Source organism: Mesorhizobium sp. P160187 (genome assembly GCF_057766425.1).
The window spans coordinates 1,934,391-1,953,235 of sequence record NZ_JBYMDX010000003.1 but is presented as its reverse complement, the minus strand read 5'-3'; the positions used below and the strand labels follow the sequence as shown (position 1 = coordinate 1,953,235).

At 63.4% G+C, this 18,845-nt stretch carries 21 protein-coding genes and 1 pseudogene; 10 read left to right on the top strand and 12 right to left on the bottom strand.

Annotated features, from left to right (window positions below; all coding sequences use genetic code 11):
• Positions 1-61 precede the first annotated feature (61 nt).
• Positions 62-1,076, bottom strand: a pseudogene (locus AC3CCE_RS12940) (2-dehydropantoate 2-reductase).
• 115 nt (positions 1,077-1,191) lie between these two features.
• Here AC3CCE_RS12940 and dapE point away from each other — a divergent pair.
• Complete coding sequence (gene dapE / locus AC3CCE_RS12935) at positions 1,192-2,382, top strand: succinyl-diaminopimelate desuccinylase (RefSeq protein WP_352625130.1); 1,191 nt, start codon at positions 1,192-1,194, stop codon at positions 2,380-2,382.
• Between the two features lie 2 nt (positions 2,383-2,384).
• Complete coding sequence (locus AC3CCE_RS12930; protein ID WP_023673217.1) at positions 2,385-2,990, top strand: hypothetical protein; 606 nt, start codon at positions 2,385-2,387, stop codon at positions 2,988-2,990.
• Here AC3CCE_RS12930 and truA read toward each other — a convergent pair.
• The 6 genes from truA to def form a co-directional block, all read right to left on the bottom strand.
• Positions 2,987-3,742: a tRNA pseudouridine(38-40) synthase TruA gene (truA, locus tag AC3CCE_RS12925; protein ID WP_023681338.1), complete on the bottom strand. Its 756-nt coding sequence runs from the start codon at positions 3,740-3,742 to the stop codon at positions 2,987-2,989. The two genes, AC3CCE_RS12930 and truA, sit on opposite strands and share 4 nt — an antisense overlap.
• Positions 3,743-3,753: 11 nt before the next feature.
• The gene (locus tag AC3CCE_RS12920; protein ID WP_023728813.1) at positions 3,754-4,260 is read right to left on the bottom strand and encodes a GNAT family N-acetyltransferase; all 507 of its coding nucleotides are present in this window, start codon (positions 4,258-4,260) and stop codon (positions 3,754-3,756) included.
• Entirely contained in the window at positions 4,257-5,207 is a 951-nt protein-coding gene (gene fmt, locus AC3CCE_RS12915) for a methionyl-tRNA formyltransferase (RefSeq protein ID WP_352625133.1), read from the bottom strand. Before fmt ends, AC3CCE_RS12920 begins: the two co-directional genes overlap by 4 nt.
• Before the next feature lie 37 nt (positions 5,208-5,244).
• Positions 5,245-5,670, bottom strand: coding sequence for a type II toxin-antitoxin system VapC family toxin (locus AC3CCE_RS12910; protein WP_023703800.1), 426 nt, complete (start codon positions 5,668-5,670; stop codon positions 5,245-5,247).
• Positions 5,667-5,954, bottom strand: a complete 288-nt coding sequence (locus tag AC3CCE_RS12905; RefSeq protein WP_023825810.1) for a hypothetical protein — start codon at positions 5,952-5,954, stop codon at positions 5,667-5,669. Before AC3CCE_RS12905 ends, AC3CCE_RS12910 begins: the two co-directional genes overlap by 4 nt.
• Positions 5,955-6,059: 105 nt before the next feature.
• A complete protein-coding gene (gene def / locus AC3CCE_RS12900; RefSeq protein ID WP_023673213.1) occupies positions 6,060-6,590 on the bottom strand; it encodes a peptide deformylase in 531 nt (176 codons plus the stop codon).
• A gap of 103 nt (positions 6,591-6,693) precedes the next feature.
• On the opposite strand from def, the gene AC3CCE_RS12895 reads away from it, so the two are divergent.
• The gene (locus tag AC3CCE_RS12895) at positions 6,694-7,947 is read left to right on the top strand and encodes a DNA recombination protein RmuC (RefSeq protein ID WP_023692996.1); all 1,254 of its coding nucleotides are present in this window, start codon (positions 6,694-6,696) and stop codon (positions 7,945-7,947) included.
• A 100-nt stretch (positions 7,948-8,047) separates the two neighbouring features.
• Here the strand turns inward: AC3CCE_RS12895 and AC3CCE_RS12890 are convergent, their stop codons facing one another.
• From AC3CCE_RS12890 to AC3CCE_RS12875, 4 genes are all read right to left on the bottom strand, one after another.
• The gene (locus tag AC3CCE_RS12890) at positions 8,048-8,854 is read right to left on the bottom strand and encodes a class I SAM-dependent methyltransferase (protein ID WP_352625136.1); all 807 of its coding nucleotides are present in this window, start codon (positions 8,852-8,854) and stop codon (positions 8,048-8,050) included.
• 81 nt (positions 8,855-8,935) lie between these two features.
• Positions 8,936-9,340 (bottom strand): GFA family protein, encoded by a 405-nt coding sequence (locus tag AC3CCE_RS12885; RefSeq protein ID WP_023728810.1) that lies wholly within the window; start codon positions 9,338-9,340, stop codon positions 8,936-8,938.
• A gap of 78 nt (positions 9,341-9,418) precedes the next feature.
• Positions 9,419-10,372 (bottom strand): cation diffusion facilitator family transporter, encoded by a 954-nt coding sequence (locus tag AC3CCE_RS12880; RefSeq protein WP_023687479.1) that lies wholly within the window; start codon positions 10,370-10,372, stop codon positions 9,419-9,421.
• Between the two features lie 110 nt (positions 10,373-10,482).
• Complete coding sequence (locus AC3CCE_RS12875; protein WP_352625139.1) at positions 10,483-11,292, bottom strand: transglutaminase-like domain-containing protein; 810 nt, start codon at positions 11,290-11,292, stop codon at positions 10,483-10,485.
• Between the two features lie 213 nt (positions 11,293-11,505).
• Here AC3CCE_RS12875 and AC3CCE_RS12870 point away from each other — a divergent pair, with 213 nt between their 5' ends.
• The gene (locus AC3CCE_RS12870) at positions 11,506-11,631 is read left to right on the top strand and encodes a hypothetical protein (protein ID WP_006200611.1); all 126 of its coding nucleotides are present in this window, start codon (positions 11,506-11,508) and stop codon (positions 11,629-11,631) included.
• A gap of 213 nt (positions 11,632-11,844) precedes the next feature.
• Positions 11,845-12,159: a quaternary ammonium compound efflux SMR transporter SugE gene (gene sugE / locus AC3CCE_RS12865; RefSeq protein WP_023681326.1), complete on the top strand. Its 315-nt coding sequence runs from the start codon at positions 11,845-11,847 to the stop codon at positions 12,157-12,159.
• Positions 12,160-12,246: 87 nt separating this feature from the next.
• Here sugE and AC3CCE_RS12860 read toward each other — a convergent pair whose 3' ends face one another.
• The gene (locus tag AC3CCE_RS12860; protein ID WP_023673205.1) at positions 12,247-12,675 is read right to left on the bottom strand and encodes a DUF6481 family protein; all 429 of its coding nucleotides are present in this window, start codon (positions 12,673-12,675) and stop codon (positions 12,247-12,249) included.
• Positions 12,676-12,908: 233 nt separating this feature from the next.
• Between AC3CCE_RS12860 and AC3CCE_RS12855 the strand changes: the two genes are divergently transcribed.
• The 5 genes from AC3CCE_RS12855 (at position 12,909) to dnaK (ending at position 18,845) form a co-directional block, all read left to right on the top strand.
• Positions 12,909-13,970, top strand: coding sequence for an LLM class flavin-dependent oxidoreductase (locus AC3CCE_RS12855; protein WP_352625142.1), 1,062 nt, complete (start codon positions 12,909-12,911; stop codon positions 13,968-13,970).
• 110 nt (positions 13,971-14,080) lie between these two features.
• Complete coding sequence (locus AC3CCE_RS12850) at positions 14,081-15,250, top strand: AI-2E family transporter (protein ID WP_023739794.1); 1,170 nt, start codon at positions 14,081-14,083, stop codon at positions 15,248-15,250.
• Positions 15,251-15,332: 82 nt separating this feature from the next.
• A complete protein-coding gene (locus AC3CCE_RS12845; protein WP_352625144.1) occupies positions 15,333-15,536 on the top strand; it encodes a hypothetical protein in 204 nt (67 codons plus the stop codon).
• Between the two features lie 22 nt (positions 15,537-15,558).
• A complete protein-coding gene (locus AC3CCE_RS12840; protein ID WP_023673201.1) occupies positions 15,559-16,557 on the top strand; it encodes an LLM class flavin-dependent oxidoreductase in 999 nt (332 codons plus the stop codon).
• A gap of 371 nt (positions 16,558-16,928) precedes the next feature.
• Positions 16,929-18,845 (top strand): molecular chaperone DnaK, encoded by a 1,917-nt coding sequence (gene dnaK, locus AC3CCE_RS12835; RefSeq protein WP_023673200.1) that lies wholly within the window; start codon positions 16,929-16,931, stop codon positions 18,843-18,845.

Here is an 18,845-nt window from a genome sequence, read left to right as displayed (position 1 = left end):
CGGGCCCACGCGCCTGTTTTCGGGCTATGCGGGCCAAGGCCCGAGGCTCGCGGCAAGTAGACTATCCAGTGACGGCTTCCGGCGTCAGCCCGGGTGAGCCGCGCTTTTCCCGCTCGGCCTGCCGCACCAGCGCGGTGACCCGCTTCAGCAGAGGCGCCGGCGTGCCGGCCTTTTCGGCGAGGCTCAGGACGGCCCCCTGCAGGTCACCGATCTCGGTCGGCCGACCACGCTGGAGGTCGTCCCACATCGACGAGCGCGCCTGCGGGTCGATGGGCGAGCATGCGGCGGGCGACCAGCCGGAACAGCCAGTCCGGCAGCCGGAGCAGTTTCGGCAGCAGGACGGGATGCAAGCCGCCGATCCGCGCCGGCGCGATATGTAACGCCTTCATCGCCGCCAGGGCCTCGTCAATCTGACCGGCCAGGATTCGCCGCCAGCGGCGGTCGGCAAGTTCGCTCGCCAGCGGCAGGCCGGACAATGCGACAAGCGCGTTGTTAAGGTTGATCAGCAGCTTGCCCCACTGCACGGCCTTCATATCGGCATGCGTTTCCACACCAAGCCCTTCGACATCGAGAAGGCCGGCAAGCCCGGCCATACCGTCTTCGATCCTCACCTTGCCGTCGCTGGCGCGATGCAGGTGAAGCGGCAAATTGCCTATGGCCGACTGGACGACATTGAACGGCACCATGCCGGCGAGCACAGTCCGGCCACCGAGCCCGGCGCGTAACCGGTCGGCATTGCCGACGCCGTTCTGCAGGCTGACCACCACGACATCGCCGCGCGCATGTCCGGCAACAAGCGACGCCATCTCCTCGGTAGCGCCGTTCTTGACCGTCACCAGCACCACGCCGGCGCTGGCGAGGGCAGCGGCGGGATCGGTGGTGACGGACTCCGGCCGGATGGATCGGTCGCGACCATCGAGATCGGTGATGCGCAGGCCGCCGTCCAGCAAGATCGTCGCGATGCCTGGCCGCGCCAAAAACACCACCTTGCGTCCGGCCAGCGCCAGGCAACCGCCGACATAGCAGCCGATGCTGCCGGCGCCGGCAATGACGATGGTCTTTTCGGCGTTGGCCATGCGACTATCTCGTGTTGGCCTGCACTATACGACATGAAAACCATAATGTCGGCGGCAGGACCGGTCATCATCTCTGGCCGTGACAGGCCTTTCGCTTTCGACTATCGCTTTGCCCATGAAACTGCCGACCGATCCCGCCGCCAACCTCGCAACCCTCATACGCTGCGCCTCCGTAACGCCCGCCGAGGGCGGCGCGCTGGCTGCCCTGGAAGGCATGCTGCAGCCGCTCGGCTTTTGCGTCGAACGCCCGGTGTTTTCCGAAGACGGCACCCCCGACATCGAGAACCTCTACGCGCGCCGCTCCGGCAATGGGCCGCATCTGATGTTTGCCGGCCATACCGACGTGGTGCCGGCGGGCGACGAGGCGTCGTGGACGCATCCGCCCTTCGCCGCCGAGATCGCCAAGGGCGAGATGTATGGCCGCGGCGCCGTCGACATGAAGGGCGGCATCGCCTGTTTCATCGCCGCCGTGGCGCGCCATGTCGAGAAAAAGGGTGGTCCGAAAGGCTCGGTCTCGCTGCTGATTACCGGCGACGAGGAGGGGCCGGCGATCAACGGGACGACAAAACTGCTCGACTGGGCGGCGGCCAAGGGCGAGAGATGGGACGCCGCGATCGTCGGCGAGCCGACCAATCCGGACACGCTCGGCGACATGATCAAGATCGGCCGGCGTGGCTCGATGTCGGGCAGTGTCACGGTCAACGGCCGCCAGGGCCATGTCGCCTATCCATTGCTCGCCGACAATCCGGTGCGCGGCCTGATCAGCCTGGTCGACGCCTTGCTGTCGCCCGTCTTCGACGAGGGCACGAAGGATTTTCAGCCGACCAATCTGGAAGTGACCTCGATCGATGTCGGCAACCCGGCGACCAATGTTATTCCGGCCAAGGCGACAGCCACCTTCAACATCCGCTTCAACGACACATGGACTGCCGAGACGGTGCAGGCCGAGATCCATAACCGCCTCGACCAGGCGGCGAAGCGCAAGAAATACCGGACCGGCAAGACGCCGGTCGACTACGAGCTGATCTGGCGCGACCGGCCGAGCCATGTCTTCCTGACGCGCGACGACAAGCTGATCGGGACGCTGCGCGGGTCGATCAAGGCGACGGTCGGCAAGGAGCCGGCGCTGTCCACCTCGGGCGGAACCTCGGATGCGCGTTTCATCAAGGACTATTGCCCGGTGGTCGAGTTCGGCCTCGTCGGCAAGACCATGCACATGGTCGACGAGCGCGTCGCACTGGCCGACCTCGAGACGCTGACCCAAATCTACCAGCGCTTCATCGATGACTGGTTCGAGCAGGGCTGATCATGCTTTCGGTTGACGAGACCTCTTCATCGCTTAACGGAGCCTGGCGGCTGATGCTCGGAAAGGCCGACGGCTTGCGGCTGCTCGACCTGTCGGCGGACGGCTTCTGGAATTCCTTCTTCGCCATCGTCGTCGCCGCGCCGGCGATGATCGTCGGCTGGGTCGGCACGGCCAACGAGATCGGCGATCCCAATGCGTTCGCCGGCCGGCTGGGCATGTTGATTCGCCTGGCGACCGTCGACCTCGGCTCGTGGCTGCTGCCCCTGGTTGTGCTTGCCCTGGTCGCATCGCGCGCCGGCATCGGCGACCGCTTCGTCCACTATGTCGTCGCCAGCAACTGGGCGTCGGCGATCACCGCCTGGATGCTGCTGCCTTCAGCGCTGATCAGGCTTTTCCTGCCGTCCGGCAACCCGGTTGCCGAATTGGTGTGGCTGGTTCTGGTGGTGCTGTCGCTGGTACTCTCCTGGCGGATGACCAACGCCGCGATCGGCAAGGGCGCGGCTGTCGGCAGCGCCGTGTTCGCAGGCATGTTGGTGGTGTCTCTGGCCGTCTTGTTCGGCCTAGTGGCGCTGCTCGGCATCACGGTGCCGACCGCCGCTCCGGCTTAGAACTTCTCCGGATAGTCTACACCGACGAGAAAAAGCCCGTCGGGCGGCGCCACCTGGCCGCAGGCGGCGCGGTCTTGCGCCGCGAGCGCTGCCTTGAGGTCGGCGGCGGTCCAGCCGCCGTCGCCGACGCGTTTCAGCGAACCGACCATGGAGCGCACCTGGTTGTGCAGGAAAGAGCGCGCCGAGGCCCTGACTTCGATCAGGTCGCCCTGGCGGCTTACATCGAGCCGCTCCAGCGTCCGCACCGGACTGTTGGCCTGGCATTGCGTCGAGCGGAAGGTGGTAAAGTCATGTCGGCCGAGCAGGACTTTCGCCGCTTCGTGCATGGCGTCCGCATCGAGCCGCTTCGGCACCCACCAGACCTTGCCCTTTTCCATCGCTGCAGGCGCGCGCCGGTTGAGGATGCGGTAGAGATAGTGCCGTCCGGTGGCCGAGAAACGGGCGTCGAACTCATTGGGGACAACCGTCGCCTGCAGGATGGCGATGCGCGCGCCTGCCGCCTGCAGGTGGGCGTTGACGGCGTCGCGCACCTTGTCGTTTGGCCATGCCTTGGCGAGGTCGACATGCGCCACCTGGGCGGTCGCATGCACCCCGGCGTCGGTGCGGCCGGCGGCGCGTATCCGCACCGCCTCACCGCAGAATTTCTCGATCGCCTGCTCTATAGCCTGCTGCACCGAAGGCTGATCCGCCTGGTGTTGCCAGCCGGCGAAGAGGCTGCCGTCATATTCGATATCGAGACGAAAACGCGGCATACACCCTTCGTTCAGGCGGCGAGTGCGGTAAAGGCCTGGGCGTAGACCAGTTTGCCTTTTTCGGGTGCGTCACCCCAGGCCAGCGCCTGCAGCGCTTCGCCCTGATATTCGCTCTCAAACTTTTCGGCCCGCGCATGATTGTAGCCGAAGCGGCCGTAATAGGCCGGATCGCCCAACACAACGGCGAGCGTCTCGCCGGCATCCCTGAGGCGGATATGCGCCTCGCGGATCAGCGCACCGCCAATGCCCGAGCCGTGGAACGAAGGTTCCACCGCCAACGGCGCCAGCGCCACGGCTGCGAACTGCTTGCCGCCGTTCTGGACGAACAGCCTGGAAAACAGGATGTGGCCGACCACCTGGCCGTCTTCTTCCGCCACCAGTTCGACAACGGCGTCGCCGCCTGTGACCAGAGCGTCGACCAGCCCGGCCTCCGCCTGCTGGCCGAATGCGTGTTCCTCGACCAGGCGTATGGCCTCGCGGTCCCGCGGCGTCGCGCCGCGTATCGACATCATGCTCATGAGAACTTCATTCCTTTTTCGATCTTGGCCCCGCGCAGAAACTCCTGCGCGGCAGCGGGCTTTCCGCCCGCCCGTTGAACTTCGACCAGCCTGACCGCGCCCGACCCGCAGGCGACCGTCAGCCGGTCATCGAGAATTCCTCCCGACTCGCCCATGCTTTCAGAAAGCGTGCCTTCCAAAAGCGTCGAGCGAAGCAGTTTCAGCCGTTCCGTGCGGCCGCCGATGTCGGCGTCGCACCAGGCGCCGGGAAATGGCGACAGGCCGCGAATGTGATTGTGGACCTCTGCAGCCGGGCGCGTCCAGTCCACACGTGTCTCCGACTTATCGATTTTCCTGGCGTAGGTCACCCCGTCAGCCGCCTGCAAAGTCGATGCCAGGGTATTTGTCTCCAATCGGGACAGCGCTTCCACCATCAGCGTGGCAGCAATATTCATCAAGCGGTCGTGCAGATCGCCGGCCGTCATGTCGGGCTCTATGGCGCATTTTTCAACCAGTGCCACCGGACCGGTGTCCAGGCCCTCTTCCATGCGCATCACCATCATGCCGGTTTCGACGTCGCCGGCCATAATGGCTCGCTGGATGGGAGCTGCACCACGCCAACGCGGCAAAAGCGAGGCGTGGCCATTGAGGCAGCCGAGGCGCGGAGCCTCCAGAATACCCTTCGGCAACAGCAAACCATACGCGACGACGACTGCGACATCGGCACGCAACGCCTGGAAAGCAGCTTGCTCGCCCTCGCCCTTCAGCGACAGCGGCGTGCGCACTTCGATGCCCAGCCGCTCAGCCTCGCGCTGCACCGGCGACGGTGTCAGCTCCAGACCGCGGCGGCCGGCGGCGCGCGGCGGCTGGGTGTAGACGGCTGCTATCTCGTGCTCGGCCTCGGCAATCGCGCGCAGCACCGGCACCGAAAACTCCGGCGTGCCCATGAAGATGACGCGAAGCGGCATTTTCGTCCAGTATCCTGTTCTGCGCGCGGCAGTCCGCTCAAGCGTCTGCTTCAAACGGGTTTACGATCTTGAGGTCAAGCTCTTCGAAGTCCCTGATATTGCGCGTCGCCAGCATAGCGTCGTGCGACAGGCAGATGGCAGCGATCATGGCATCGGAAAGGCTGATCGGCCGGCCGATAGTTTCCCGCATTGCCCGGAGCTTGCCCGCCAGACGGGGAATGGGACCGGCAAATTCGACGACACGTCCCGAAAACTGCTTCGAAACCAGGTGGTCAAGTGCACGGACGTGGCGGTCCGAGCCGGTCTTGTTCAGAAACCTTTCGGCTCCAAAGGACTGCTCCATGACAACAGGACCGCAGAGATAGAGGTCGAGCAGGTCCTGTCTGCGAAACCACTTAGCGACGTTTGGATCGGGCGCGGGCCGGCTCGCTTCCGAGACGACATTGGTATCGAGGATTATCACTCGAAATTCTCAATGGTGCGGCCAAAGTCGCGTTTCCGTTCCGCTTCGATCTCATCCATCATCTGCGCAAATTCGTCGCTGATTGCATTTTCCGAGGCGAAGGCAGCGCGAATCGCATCCCAAGCCGTGAGTCCAGGCTCGGCCCTGCCTTCTTTTTCCGCAACCATGCCTTTTCGCAATAAATCGATCGCCTTGATCGAGAGGCTTTGGCCGCCCTTGCGTGCCGCATGCTCGATTTCACGCTTCAACGGCTCGGGAATATCTCTGATCAACATATCGCCCATCGGAGTCTCCAGTCTGATATCAATGATATCACGCAAGGAAGCGTCTCTCAATAGGGGCGGGTCGAGACGGGATTTTGTGCGAGTCGCCGAAAGCAGGGCCTATCCCTATCCCACCAGCTTGCCCGGCGCCTTGTCCTTGGCGAGCTTCTTGAACTTCTTGACCACCATGTCGCGCTTCAGCTTCGAGATGTGGTCGATGAACAGCACACCGTTGAGATGGTCGATCTCGTGCTGGAGGCAAGTCGCCATCAGGCCTTCGGCCTCGATCTCCTGCAGCTTGCCGTCGCGGTCGAGATATTTCACGCGCACCGAGGCGGGACGCTCGACCTCGGCGTAATAGTCCGGGATCGACAGGCAGCCTTCCTCGTAGACCGAGCGGGCGTCGGCGCTTTCGAGGATTTCGGGATTGATGAAGACATGCGGCGCCGGCGGCTCGTCTTCCTTGGCGAGGTCGATGACCAGCATGCGCAGCGGCTCGCCGATCTGGATTGCGGCCAAGCCGATGCCCGGCGCATCATACATCGTCGCCAGCATGTCGTCGGCCAGTTTGCGCAAAGGCGCGTCGACGCGTTCGACCGGTTTGGAAACCTGGCGCAGGATAGGATCGGGAAGGATGATGAGCGGCTTGATCGACATGGCGCCTCACCTAAAACGTCGCAGGAGAAGCGTCAACCGGTGCGAATCGGTCTCGTTCATGTTTTGATCTGTGCCAGGTCTGCGAATCGGCTATGCTGGCGGGATGAACGACCTGAGCACCATCCTTTCCGAACCCGTTGCCCGGCTTGGCGCCACGACGATCACGCTCGGCCATGCACTGGCCCTCGGCGCGCTGGTGTTTCTCGGCCTGTTCCTGGCGCTTGTCGTGGCGCTGTGGCGATCGGCCAAGGCGCGCACCATCGCCGCGGCGGAAGCCGCCGACCACGCCCGCGACGCCGAGGCGCGGATGGCCGGCATTTTGCAAAGCCAGGCCGAGATGCAGGGCCGCATGGGCGCCATCGCCGACGTGTTCGGCGCAAGGCAGGCCGAACTCAACCAGTCGATCGGCCAGCGCCTCGACGCCATGACCGGCAGGCTCGGTCAAACCATGACCGAACAGACCAAATCGACGCATGAGAGCCTCGCCAAACTGCAGGAACGGCTGGCGGTCATCGACACCGCGCAAGGCAACATCCAGTCGCTGGCCGGCCAGGTCGTGCAATTGCAGGCGATCCTGTCCAACAAGCAGACGCGCGGCGCCTTCGGCCAGTCGCGCATGGAGGCGATCGTCGCCGACGGCCTTCCGATGGGCGCCTACGAGTTCCAGGCAACGCTGTCAAACGGCAGCCGTCCCGACTGCCTGGTCAGGATGCCGAACGGTGCGCCGCAGCTTGCCATCGACGCCAAGTTTCCGCTGGAAGCCTGGAACGCCATCCGCGCCGCCGATGGCGCCGAACAACAGAAGATCGCGGCCCAGGCTTTCCGCCGCGACATCGAAATTCACGTCCGCGATATCTCGGAAAAATACCTGATCCAGGGCGAGACGCAGGACACCGCCTTCATGTTCGTGCCGTCGGAATCGGTGTTCGCCGAAATCCACGAGAATTTCGACGCCGTGGTCCAGAAGGCGCACCGGGCGCGTGTCATCATCGTCTCACCGTCGCTTTTGATGCTGTCGATCCAGGTCATCCAGGCCATCCTCAAGGACGCCCGCATGCGCGAACAGGCGCATCTGATCCAGGGCGAGGTGATCCGGCTGATGGAAGACGTCGCGCGCGTCGACGAACGCGTGCGCCGGTTGCAGACGCATTTTGGCCAGTCGGCCAAGGATATCGACGAGATACTGGTGTCGACGTCGAAGGTGACCAAGCGCGGCCAAAAGATCGAAGCGCTGGAGTTTGGCGAAAGCGAAGCCGAAGTGCGCGGTGGCGGACCCGCCAAGGCCGAAGCCGGGGTGCGGGTGGCGGATTCCAAGACGGGGCAGCTCAGGCTACGTGTCGTCGAAGGCGACGATTAAAGAGCGTCGCGCTGAAACGGATTCATACGACGCGGTTTAAGTCTTTGTTTTGATGCATGTCGTTGTCCCAGAACCGCGGCACACTTCTGGGCGCCATGCATTAGACCATAGCCACGATCACGTGCGCCTGGATCTTGGCCGCAACCTCGCGGCTGCCGTGTCTGGCTGCAATCACGGACGCGGCGTGATCGGTTGCGGCTTCCAGTTTTCCTCTAGCCTCGATTTCGTTGCGAAGCGGAGTTCCCTGGCAATAGGCAACCGCCGGAAGGCGCGGCGAGGAGGCACGGCTTTGTTCGGCCCTCGTGTCGATCACCACACGGGAGAAACCTGCGGCTTCCAACTCGCCGCGGATCAATGCAGTGTCATTGTAGCCGTGCGGCGTGCGGGCGAGAAAGCGGGGCGGATCGTTCGGAAAAATCTCCGCAAGAGCATTCGTCACATCATTGGCGAATACATTCTCTTCGATGCGATCCCACACGTTGAACAGGAAATGGCCGCCGGTCTTCAGGACCCGCTTTGCTTCGCGATAGCCGGCGGCTCGGTCGGGAAAGAACATCGCGCCGAACTGACAGCAAACGAGATCGAAAGCCGCATCTTCGAACGGCAGCGCCAGAGCATCCGCCTGACGCCATTGTATACGACTGTCGGGAGCTTGTCGCGAGGCCGCGTAGTCGAGCATAGGCTGGTTGAGGTCGGTCACGACATAGCTTGCGCCGGGAGACAGTTTTGGAGCCAATGCGCGGGTGACAACGCCGGTGCCGGCGGCGACTTCCAGGACGGCGCCGGGCGACAAGGACGCTGCCCGTCGTGCCAAATCCGCGGCGAACGGCTCGAAGATCAGCGGCACCATGTAGCGGTCGTAGTTTTCCGGAATCGAGCCGGCAAACACTTTGTCCGTTTCCGACATTGCTATCCCCCGCCATCCGTTTGATGGCTAGCCTAGCACATTATTGGCTGGTTTGGGCCGCGTTTAACCGGGAGGCAGGTGCTACTGCGCCTCTACGATGCTTACGCCCTCGAATTCCGGAAGCCAGTGCAGGGCCGATCGGTGCCATTTCTGTTGAGTCGGAACGAGATCCTCGCGTTGCCGCGCGGTCCCCGCCCTGATCCCATAGACCTTCGGCCCGTCGCCAACCGACGTTGCGTAAAGATGCGAACCGCAGTCGCCGCAGAACGCCTGGGCACGCTTGGCGCCGCTCGATCCCGTCTTGATATAAACCTTCGGTGTGCCCTTTGTGATCCTATAATGATCCTCAGGCGCGGGAACAGTGACACGAAAGGCGGTACCGGTCAGTTGCTGGCAGTCGGTGCAATGACAGATAGAGGTCTTTTCCGGGTCGACCTCTGCTTCATAAGTTATGGCGCCGCAATGGCACCCACCATCGATTTTCATGGTTGATTCTCCGAAATCCGTCGAGCGATCTTAGCGGGACCAGGCGATGGGGCCAACGGTGGACTGCTGGTCCAAGAACTAGTCCGACGCCGCCTCGACCTGCTTGCGCCGGTGCTCCCAGGTTCCGGTCGTCTGCGGCTTGACGAACAGCCTGGTGATCTCCGGCATTTCTTTTTTCAAGAGCGCCTCGATGCGCTCGACACAGGCTTCAATCTCAGGCGCCGTCAGATGGTCCTCGAATTCGATGCTCAGCCCAGCGACGATCTGTTGCGGGCCGAGATGGACGGTGAGAACGCCGTTGGCCCGCTGCACCGCCGGATCCTGCTGGGCGATGGCCAGCACCTTGGCCTGCACTTCCGCCGAGGCCGGCTCACCGATGAGCAATCCCTTGCTTTCGCGCGCCAGAAAGATGGCGGTGGCGCCGAGGATCATCGCGATGCCGATCGAGGCGACGCCGTCGAGTTCGGGCATGTCGAGGAGTTCGGCCGCCAATATGCCAGCGAAGGCGACGAAGAGACCGAGCAGGGCGGCGCTGTCCTCGAACAGGATCGTGTAGACGCTCGGATCCTTGCTCGATTGCACGGCCTGCAGCCAGCCTTGCTTGCCCTTCTGCTGGCGGAACTCCTTCAGCGCCACGTACCAGGAGCTGCCCTCGAACAGCATTGAGAGGCCCAGCACGATGTAGTTGATTTTGGGATTGGCGACCGGCTCAGGCGCCATGATGTGGACGACGCCTTCATAGAAGGACACGCCGGCGCCGAGCGCGAATACGAGCAGGGCGACAATGAAGCTCCAGAAATACAGCTCGCGGCCATGGCCGAGCGGATGCGTGCGGTCCGGCGGGCGGGCGGCGCGGTGCATGCCGTAGAGCAGCAGCCCGCCATTGCCGGTATCCACCAGCGAGTGCACGCCTTCCGACAGCATCGCCGAGCTGCCGGTGAAGAAGGCGGCGACGAATTTGGTCACAGCAATAGCGAGATTACCGGCGAGCGCCGCGTAGATGACTGTCTTCGACCCGCCATGTGCTGCCATGCTGTCCCTCCAAGGAACCTGATGTAACGCCCCTGAGCTCCACAGGCATCACAACGCACGAATCGCCCGGTCGTTCAGGGTCTTGTAGGCCAGCTTGCGGAAAGACGCCCCTATTCGATGATCTCGTCCGTCCACACCTTGAAACCAGCCAGCGTGCCCGGTCCGAAGATGTGGGTCAGCGGCACGTCGGCGGCGTCGCGACCCGACGCGATCAGGATGCGGCCGATGCGTGGCGAATTGTTGCGCGGGTCAAAGACATGCCAGCGGCCACCGAGATAGACCTCCATCCAGGCTGCGAAATCCATGCTCGCCCAAGGTTTGGGCAGGCCGACGTCGCTGATGTAGCCGGTGCAGTAGCGGGTCGGGATGTTGAGCGCACGGCAGAAGGTGACCGCGAGGTGGGCAAAGTCACGGCAGACGCCGCTTTGCTCGCGATAGGCTTCCGCCGCGGTGCGGGTCGGCCGCGCATTGCCGTAGCTGAAGACGATGTGGTTGTGGACGAAGTCGCAGACCGCCTGGACGCGCGCAATGCCAAGCGGCGTATGCCCGAACAGCCGCCAGGCTTCGCTGGCCAGCAGATCGCTCTCGCAAAAGCGGCTCGGCAACAGGAAGAGCAATGTGTCCGACGGCAGATCGCGCACCTCGTGCTGCCAGGCCATCAGGTCGCCCATCTCGAACGTGCCGGGGTCGCGGATTACCGAATCGGTGCCGAAGGTGAAGCGCCCGGGCGGGGCGACGAAACGGTTGCACCAATTGCCGAAACTGTCGCGGTAGCTCTGGATCGGCACCGGCGGGTTGGAGGTCAGGAAATCCGGGCGCTCGAGATCGGAGGCCCTGGAGTAGTGGACATTGAGCATCGCGATCAGCGGCGTTTCCTGCGGAAAATCGAAACTCATCTCGCTGCCGATGCGGATTCGCATTGTCGTCCTGACCGCACTGCCTGATCATCGCCGGGCGAAGGCATGGCCGATGCTGCAGTGCGAAGACAACCATGGCACGGACCGCAATGGTTTACGAGCAAATTAGAAACCGGTTGAAAGCGGCCCGCCGGCGCCGGCGACAGACGCCAGCCCTCTTGCAGTCCGGCGTTTCTCTTGTTTCACTTGGCCTCCCAGCAACTGGAGGAACGAATTATGGCTAAAGGTGCGATGAAGGCGGGCAAGGAAGCTCGGAAGCCGAAAAAAGACGCCAAGAAGCCTGCCGCGGCTCCGGCGCTGAAGGCGCCGCCCGTGAAGGCGATGAGGCTCAAGGAAAAGTAAGCCCGCCTTAGGTCGTCAATATCTAGGGACGGTTGAGATCCGGGCAAACCGTTTCGGCGCAGATTTTGACACCGGCGGCATGAACGATGCTGCCGGTGTTTTGTTGATCGGACCGGCGCAGCCGCTTATACCCAAGCGGCGAGGACGACCTCGCGCCTTTCTCAAAAGTCCGGCCGGGACGCCCCGCCATCCTCATGGAAGGAGTGCATCCCGATGTCGTGGATTTTTCTGTTCTTCGCTGGTCTGTTCGAAATTGGCTGGGCGATCGGCCTCAAATACACCGACGGCTTCTCGAAGCCGCTGCCGACGGTGCTCACCGTCGCCTCGATGATCATCAGCCTGGGGTTGCTCGGCCTGGCGCTCAAGACGCTGCCTGTCGGGACGGCCTATGCGGTGTGGACCGGCATCGGCACGGTCGGCACGGCGCTGCTTGGCATCTGGCTGCTGGGCGAGCCGGCGACGGCCATCCGGCTCGCCTGCATCGCGCTCATCGTCTGCGGCATTATGGGGCTGAAGCTCGCCGCCTGAGCTCCGAGGCATCAAATCCTTAAATTAGGCAAACGCCTTCAGGGCCGCTGCAAGGCGACCCTGATGTCGATCGTTTCGATCGAAGCGTTAGCGGGCGGAGAAGCCCGGAGGCGTCCTGCCGGTACGCTGCTTGCGGGCCGCATAGCGTGCGTCGCGCTTGGCCTTGCGTTCGGCTTCGTCGGCCAGCAAACGGGCAATGCGCTCGTTTTCTTCGGCTTCCTTGATCTTCGCTTCAGCCTGCGCTGCCTCTTCGGCCGCAATACGCGCCGCTTCGGCTGCTGCCTCGCGCTCGGCCTTCTCGACCGCCTCGCGTGCCAGCTTTTCCTGCTTCAGCCTGGCCTTTTCGGCCTCGCGTATTTCGCGAGCCTCAAGAATCGCCTTGCGTTCGGCCTGTTTGGCCAGAACCGCAGGATCATCAGCCGCCGGCTTTGACTTGAAGCGCTCCAGAAGCGCCTTCTTTGCCTCGTTCGCGGCATTGCGCCGCTCGAAAATGTCTTTTTCCCTGTAGATAGCCAAGTCCACTTCCCTGAAGTCAATTCGCGACGCTTACATACGCGCGAAAACCGAGAGTTCAAGCGCCAAAACGGTATGCCAGCCATGAAAGTTTATGCTGTTGCAGCCGGGAGACGCGTTTCCCTGAAACAAAGCCGGCCGAAACCGACATGCACTGTTCACTATCCGCCCCTCTGGCGGCCGGGGCGGCTCGCCGCTACCTCTAGCGGCAAATCAGAACATCTGGATGACATGCCATGGAACTCGGTCTCTACACTTTCGCCGACGTCAGCCCGGAGCCCGGCCCCGGCGCGATCGGCCCGCATCAGCGGCTGCGCAATCTGATCGAGGAGGTCGAGCTGGCCGACCAGGTCGGCCTCGACGTCTTTGGTCTGGGCGAACATCACCGCCCCGACTATGCCGCGTCCGCGCCGGTGGTGGCGCTGGCCGCTGCCGCCGAACGCACCAAGCGCATCAAGCTGACCAGCGCGGTCACCGTGCTGTCCTCCGACGATCCGGTGCGCGTCTTCCAGCAGTTCGCAACGCTCGACCTTTTGTCGGACGGCCGGGCCGAGATCATGGCCGGGCGCGGCTCGTTCATCGAATCCTTCCCGCTGTTCGGCTACAATCTCGAGGACTATGACGAGCTGTTCGCCGAAAAGCTCGATTTGCTGCTGGCCATCCGCGACAGCGTCAAAGTCACCTGGTCCGGCAATCTGCGCGCGCCCATCAACGACCGCGGCGTCTATCCGCGGCCGCTGCAGGACAAATTGCCGATCTGGATCGCAATAGGTGGAACGCCGCAGTCTGCGGCCCGCGCGGGGGTGCTCGGCCTGCCGCTGGCGCTGGCCATCATCGGCGGCGAGCCGGCGCGGTTTGCACCGCTGTTCGACATTTATCGCGATGCCGCCAGGCGGGCCGGTACCGACCCCTCGGGCCTTGCCACCAGCATCAATGTGCACGGCTTCATCGCCGGCACCACTGAACAGGCGGCCGACGATTTCTATGGCCCGCAGGCCGAAGTGATGAACCGCATCGGCCGCGAGCGCGGCTGGGGCCCGACCTCGCGGGCGCATTTCGATCAGTCCCGTGGTCCGAACGGCGCGCTGTTCGTCGGCGATCCGGAGCAGGTGGCGGAAAAGATCGTCGCCCAGCACAAGATCTTCAACAATGACCGCTTCCTGCTGCAGATGGCGATCGGCGCCATGCCGCACGCCAAGATCATGAAGGCGATCGAACTGTACGGCACCAAGGTGGCGCCGATCGTGCGCAAGGAGACCGCCAAGCCCGGCGTCGCCGTCGCAGCGCCAGCCGCCTGAGCGACGGGCGGCCCGGATTGAGGGCCTTGCCGGCTAACGGAACCTTGGGCTTGCAGAGGCGTTTCCGTCAGGGGAATGCACCAATTGCGGTGCGCCGCTGAGGGAAAATCATGAAAGCCGAACCCGCCGCTTTGGGTGCTGGCCTTGCCGAGACCGAAGAGGCGAGAGTTGTGGCGCGTGCCGACACGCATCTGATGCGTTCGCTGCTCATCGGGATCTTCCTGTTCATGGCCATCTACGCGCTGTATTTTGCGCGTGCTTTCTTCATGCCGGTCATTCTCGCCTTCCTGCTGACGCTGACGCTGACACCGATCGTGCGCTTCCTGCGCAAGCGCGGCATTCCGGAAGTGATTTCGGCGACAATGTTGGTCGTGCTGTCGATCTGCCTCTTCGGCGTTGCCGGGTATCTGCTCAGCGGCCCGGTCATCGATCTTCTCAACAACACCTCGTCGATCGGCCAACAACTCACCGAGCGGCTGGCGCAATTGCGGCGTCCGCTCGAGAGGATCATGCAGATCTCGCATCAGATCGAACAGATGACGGAGACCTCGCAGGAGCCGGGCATCCAGAAGGTGGCGATGGCACAGTCCGGCGTCCTGTCGGCCGCCGCCAGCAACGTCCTGTCGGCGGGGACAAGCCTGACCATCATCTTTGTGCTGTCGCTGTTCCTGCTGGCGTCGGGCACGATGTTCTATGAGAAGATCATCCAGTCCTTCGCCAGCCTCAGCGAGAAGAAGCGGGCCTTGCGCGTCGTCTATGACGTCGAGCGCGAAATCTCGCATTATCTGCTCACCGTCACCGTCATCAATGCCGGTCTCGGCGCGGTTATCGGCCTTGGCCTGTGGGCGCTCGGCATGCCCAACCCGCTGGTCTGGGGAACGATGGCGGCGCTGCTCAACTTCCTGCCCTATGTCGGCGCGCTGATTACCATCGTGCTGGTCAGCGTCATTGCGATGATCAGCTTCGACTCGATTACCTACGCCCTCTTGGCGCCGGGCTTCGTGCTTTTGTGCGACATCGCCGAAGGCCAGTTCGTTACACCGATGGTTGTCGGCCGACGCCTCGAGATCAACGCCGTGGCGATCTTCATCGCCATCGCCTTCTGGTCCTGGCTTTGGGGCTTTGTCGGCGCGCTGATGGCGGTGCCGCTGCTGGTCGTCGTCAAGGTGTTCTGCGATCATTTCGATGGCCTCAGCCATGTCGGCAATTTTCTCGCCGCACAGCAGACGGCCGTGGTGGAGGAGGAAGCGGCCGAAGAGAACGGAAAGGCCGCGGCATAAGCTTGCCGCGCCTGTCCGTCATCGCGCATTTGTTGTCTTCAGGCGGAGTGCCTATATCGTGCCGGTCAAGCCGGACCCTGCGATGAACGATGCCTCCTTCGACCTCGATTCCTATTTCGACCGCATTGGCTATCGCGGTCCGATCGATGCGTCGCTCTACAAGCTGAGCGCGCTGCATCGCCGGCGTCCGCAGGCGATCCCGTTCGAGAATATGGACCCGTTGCTTGGCACCAGCTCGACATCGTCATTCCCGACCGCGCCTTCGAAACCAGGGTCAGGCAGTTGAACATCGTAAAGGCTTGAGGCCCATGACCGCACTTTCCGTTCTCGACCTGTCGCCGATCGTCGAAGGCAGCGACGCCTCGCAATCGCTGGCAAATTCGCTCGACCTAGCCCGCCATGCCGAGCGGCTCGGCTACAGGCGCTATTGGCTGGCCGAGCACCACAACATGCCGGGCATCGCCAGCGCGGCGACCGCCGTGGTCATCGCCCATGTCGCCGGCGGCACCAAGACGATCCGCGTCGGCGCCGGTGGCATCATGCTGCCCAACCATGCGCCGCTGGTGATTGCCGAGCAGTTCGGCACGCTGGCGGCACTGCACCCCGGCCGCATCGACCTCGGCCTCGGCCGCGCGCCCGGCACCGATATGGGAACAGCGCGCGCGCTGCGCCGCAATCTCGAGGCGTCAGACAATTTCCCCCAGGATGTCGTCGAGCTGATGGGCTATTTCCAGCCGGCCGCGGAAGGCCAGCGTATCCACGCCGTGCCCGGCGAAGGCCAGAAGGTGCCGGTCTGGATCCTCGGTTCCAGCCTCTATGGCGCGCAGCTCGCCGCCATGCTCGGCCTGCCCTATGCGTTTGCCTCGCATTTCGCGCCGGCCGAACTCGACCATGCGCTGGAGATCTACCGTTCGCGCTTCCAGCCTTCGGAACAGCTGGACAAGCCCTATGTCATGCTCGGCCTCAACGTTTTCGCCGCACCGACCGATGGAGAGGCCAAACTGCTGTTCACCTCGTTGCAGCAGGCCTTCGTCAATCTGCGCACCGGGCGGGCCGGCCGCCTGCCGCCGCCGGTCGAGGGCTATGACCAGACGCTCGAGCCGATGGCAAAAACCATGATTTCGCAGGCGCTGTCCTGCGCCGTCGTCGGCTCTCCCGAAACGGTCCGGCAAGGCATAGACGCGTTCGTGCGCCGCACCGGCGCAGACGAGCTGATGGTGACCGCGCAGATCTTCGACCATGCGGCACGCGTGCGCTCGTTCGAAATCCTGGCCGAGGCGCATAAATCGCTGTCGCAGGCCGCGTGACGCTTTTGCCTGTGTCTGCTGTGGGCAGGCGCCTTCCTCAGCCAGGAGCCGCCTCTCTCACGCATAGGTGACGTTTTCTTGTGGTTTCGAAGCCCTGACTGGGCGCTTCGCCGGGGGATCGCGCAGATCCTGGGGTTTTGAGCGCGGTTTGAGCACATCCGGGCCGCCGGGCGGCTGTTCAAAGGCGCCAAGCGCGGCACGGTGGATGCCATGCGCAGAATGCTTGCGCCCGATGCCGCCTGTTCTTATATACGCGCCAAGCCGCCCAGTGCCGGAATGCCGGTTGCCGGAGCGGAATTTCTTGTGAACAGGGGCTTTCGTCGGAACGCCTTACGGGTCCTGAGAGCCTGCTTAGCGGAGAGACTAGAAAAATGGCAAAAGTAATCGGTATCGATCTCGGCACCACCAACTCCTGCATCGCCATCATGGATGGCAAGGAGCCCAAGGTCATTGAAAATGCGGAAGGCGCGCGCACGACGCCTTCCATCGTCGCCATCTCGGGCGACGGCGAACGTCTCGTCGGCCAGCCGGCCAAGCGCCAGGCGGTCACCAATCCTGAAAACACCATCTTCGCGGTCAAGCGCCTGATCGGCCGCCGCTATGACGACCCGGTGACGGAGAAGGACAAGAAGCTTGTCCCCTACAAGATCGTCAAGGGCGACAATGGCGATGCCTGGGTCGAGGCCGGCGGCAAGAAGCAGTCGCCCAGCCAGATCTCGGCCATGATCCTGCAGAAGATGAAGGAAACGGCGGAGGCCTATCTCGGCGAGAAGGTCGAGAAGGCGGTCATCACCGTTCCGGCCTATTTCAATGACGCCCAGCGCCAGGCCACCAAGGACGCCGGCAAGATCGCCGGCCTTGAGGTGCTGCGCATCATCAACGAGCCGACGGCTGCAGCACTTGCCTACGGCCTCGACAAGAAGGATGGCAAGACCATTGCCGTCTATGACCTTGGCGGCGGCACGTTCGACATTTCGGTGCTCGAAATCGGCGACGGCGTGTTCGAAGTGAAGTCGACCAATGGCGACACCTTCCTCGGCGGCGAGGATTTCGACATGCGTCTCGTCGAATATTTGGCGGCCGAGTTCAAGAAGGAACAGGGCATCGACCTGAAGAACGACAAGCTTGCGCTGCAGCGCCTCAAGGAGGCGGCTGAAAAGGCCAAGATCGAGCTGTCGTCCACGACGCAGACCGAAATCAACCTGCCCTTCATCACCGCCGACGCGACCGGCCCCAAGCACCTGACGCTGAAGCTGACCCGCGCCAAGTTCGAGCAGTTGGTCGACGATCTCGTCCAGCGCACCATCGAGCCCTGCAAGGCGGCGCTCAAGGATGCCGGGCTGAAGGCTGGCGAGATCGACGAAGTGGTCCTGGTCGGCGGCATGACCCGCATGCCCAAGATCCAGGAGATCGTGAAGCAGTTCTTCGGCAAGGAGCCGCACAAGGGCGTCAACCCGGATGAAGTCGTCGCTTTGGGCGCCGCCATCCAGGCCGGCGTGCTGCAGGGCGACGTGAAGGACGTGCTGCTGCTCGACGTGACGCCGCTGTCGCTCGGCATCGAGACGCTGGGTGGCGTGTTCACCCGCCTGATCGAACGCAACACGACCATCCCGACCAAGAAGAGCCAGGTGTTCTCGACCGCTGAAGACAGTCAGTCGGCCGTGACCATCCGCGTCTTCCAGGGCGAGCGTGAAATGGCTGCCGACAACAAGGCGCTCGGCCAGTTCGACCTGGTCGGCATTCCGCCGGCGCCGCGCGGCGTGCCGCAGATCGAGGTCACTTTCGATATCGACGCCAACGGCATCGTCAACGTTTCGGCCAAGGACAAGGGCACCGGCAAGGAGCACCAGATCCGCATCCAGGCCTCTGGTGGCCTTTCGGACGCCGACATCGAGAAGATGGTCAAGGACGCCGAAGCCAATGCCGAGACCGACAAGCAGCGGCGTGCTTTGGTCGAGGCCCGCAACCAGGCCGAGGCGCTGGTGCACTCCTCCGAGAAGTCGCTGAAGGAATATGGCGACAAGGTTTCGGAAACCGAGCGCACGGCGATATCGGAGGCTATCACGGCGCTGAAGGCTGCTGCCGAAGGCGACGATGCCGCCGACATCGAGGCCAAGTCGCAGACGCTTGCCGAAGCATCCATGAAGCTCGGCCAGGCCATGTACGAAGCTTCGCAGAAGGAAGCGGCGGAAGCCGACGCCAAGGCGGACGCGGCCAAGGATAGCGACGTGGTCGACGCCGATTTCGAGGAAATCGACGAAAACGACGAGAAGAAGAAGTCGGCCTGA

Excerpts from the sequence above, each read along its gene's own strand:
- dapE (WP_352625130.1), top strand. The coding sequence starts at position 1,192 with ATGAAACTGCCGACCGATCCCGCCGCCAACCTCGCAACCCTCATACGC.
- AC3CCE_RS12930 (WP_023673217.1), top strand. The coding sequence starts at position 2,385 with ATGCTTTCGGTTGACGAGACCTCTTCATCGCTTAACGGAGCCTGGCGG.
- truA (WP_023681338.1), bottom strand. The coding sequence starts at position 3,742 with ATGCCGCGTTTTCGTCTCGATATCGAATATGACGGCAGCCTCTTCGCC.
- AC3CCE_RS12920 (WP_023728813.1), bottom strand. The coding sequence starts at position 4,260 with ATGAGCATGATGTCGATACGCGGCGCGACGCCGCGGGACCGCGAGGCC.
- fmt (WP_352625133.1), bottom strand. The coding sequence starts at position 5,207 with ATGCCGCTTCGCGTCATCTTCATGGGCACGCCGGAGTTTTCGGTGCCG.
- AC3CCE_RS12905 (WP_023825810.1), bottom strand. The coding sequence starts at position 5,954 with ATGGGCGATATGTTGATCAGAGATATTCCCGAGCCGTTGAAGCGTGAA.
- def (WP_023673213.1), bottom strand. The coding sequence starts at position 6,590 with ATGTCGATCAAGCCGCTCATCATCCTTCCCGATCCTATCCTGCGCCAG.
- AC3CCE_RS12895 (WP_023692996.1), top strand. The coding sequence starts at position 6,694 with ATGAACGACCTGAGCACCATCCTTTCCGAACCCGTTGCCCGGCTTGGC.
- AC3CCE_RS12890 (WP_352625136.1), bottom strand. The coding sequence starts at position 8,854 with ATGTCGGAAACGGACAAAGTGTTTGCCGGCTCGATTCCGGAAAACTAC.
- AC3CCE_RS12885 (WP_023728810.1), bottom strand. The coding sequence starts at position 9,340 with ATGAAAATCGATGGTGGGTGCCATTGCGGCGCCATAACTTATGAAGCA.
- AC3CCE_RS12880 (WP_023687479.1), bottom strand. The coding sequence starts at position 10,372 with ATGGCAGCACATGGCGGGTCGAAGACAGTCATCTACGCGGCGCTCGCC.
- AC3CCE_RS12875 (WP_352625139.1), bottom strand. The coding sequence starts at position 11,292 with ATGCGAATCCGCATCGGCAGCGAGATGAGTTTCGATTTTCCGCAGGAA.
- AC3CCE_RS12870 (WP_006200611.1), top strand. The coding sequence starts at position 11,506 with ATGGCTAAAGGTGCGATGAAGGCGGGCAAGGAAGCTCGGAAGCCGAAA.
- sugE (WP_023681326.1), top strand. The coding sequence starts at position 11,845 with ATGTCGTGGATTTTTCTGTTCTTCGCTGGTCTGTTCGAAATTGGCTGG.
- AC3CCE_RS12855 (WP_352625142.1), top strand. The coding sequence starts at position 12,909 with ATGGAACTCGGTCTCTACACTTTCGCCGACGTCAGCCCGGAGCCCGGC.
- AC3CCE_RS12850 (WP_023739794.1), top strand. The coding sequence starts at position 14,081 with ATGAAAGCCGAACCCGCCGCTTTGGGTGCTGGCCTTGCCGAGACCGAA.
- AC3CCE_RS12845 (WP_352625144.1), top strand. The coding sequence starts at position 15,333 with ATGAACGATGCCTCCTTCGACCTCGATTCCTATTTCGACCGCATTGGC.
- AC3CCE_RS12840 (WP_023673201.1), top strand. The coding sequence starts at position 15,559 with ATGACCGCACTTTCCGTTCTCGACCTGTCGCCGATCGTCGAAGGCAGC.
- dnaK (WP_023673200.1), top strand. The coding sequence starts at position 16,929 with ATGGCAAAAGTAATCGGTATCGATCTCGGCACCACCAACTCCTGCATC.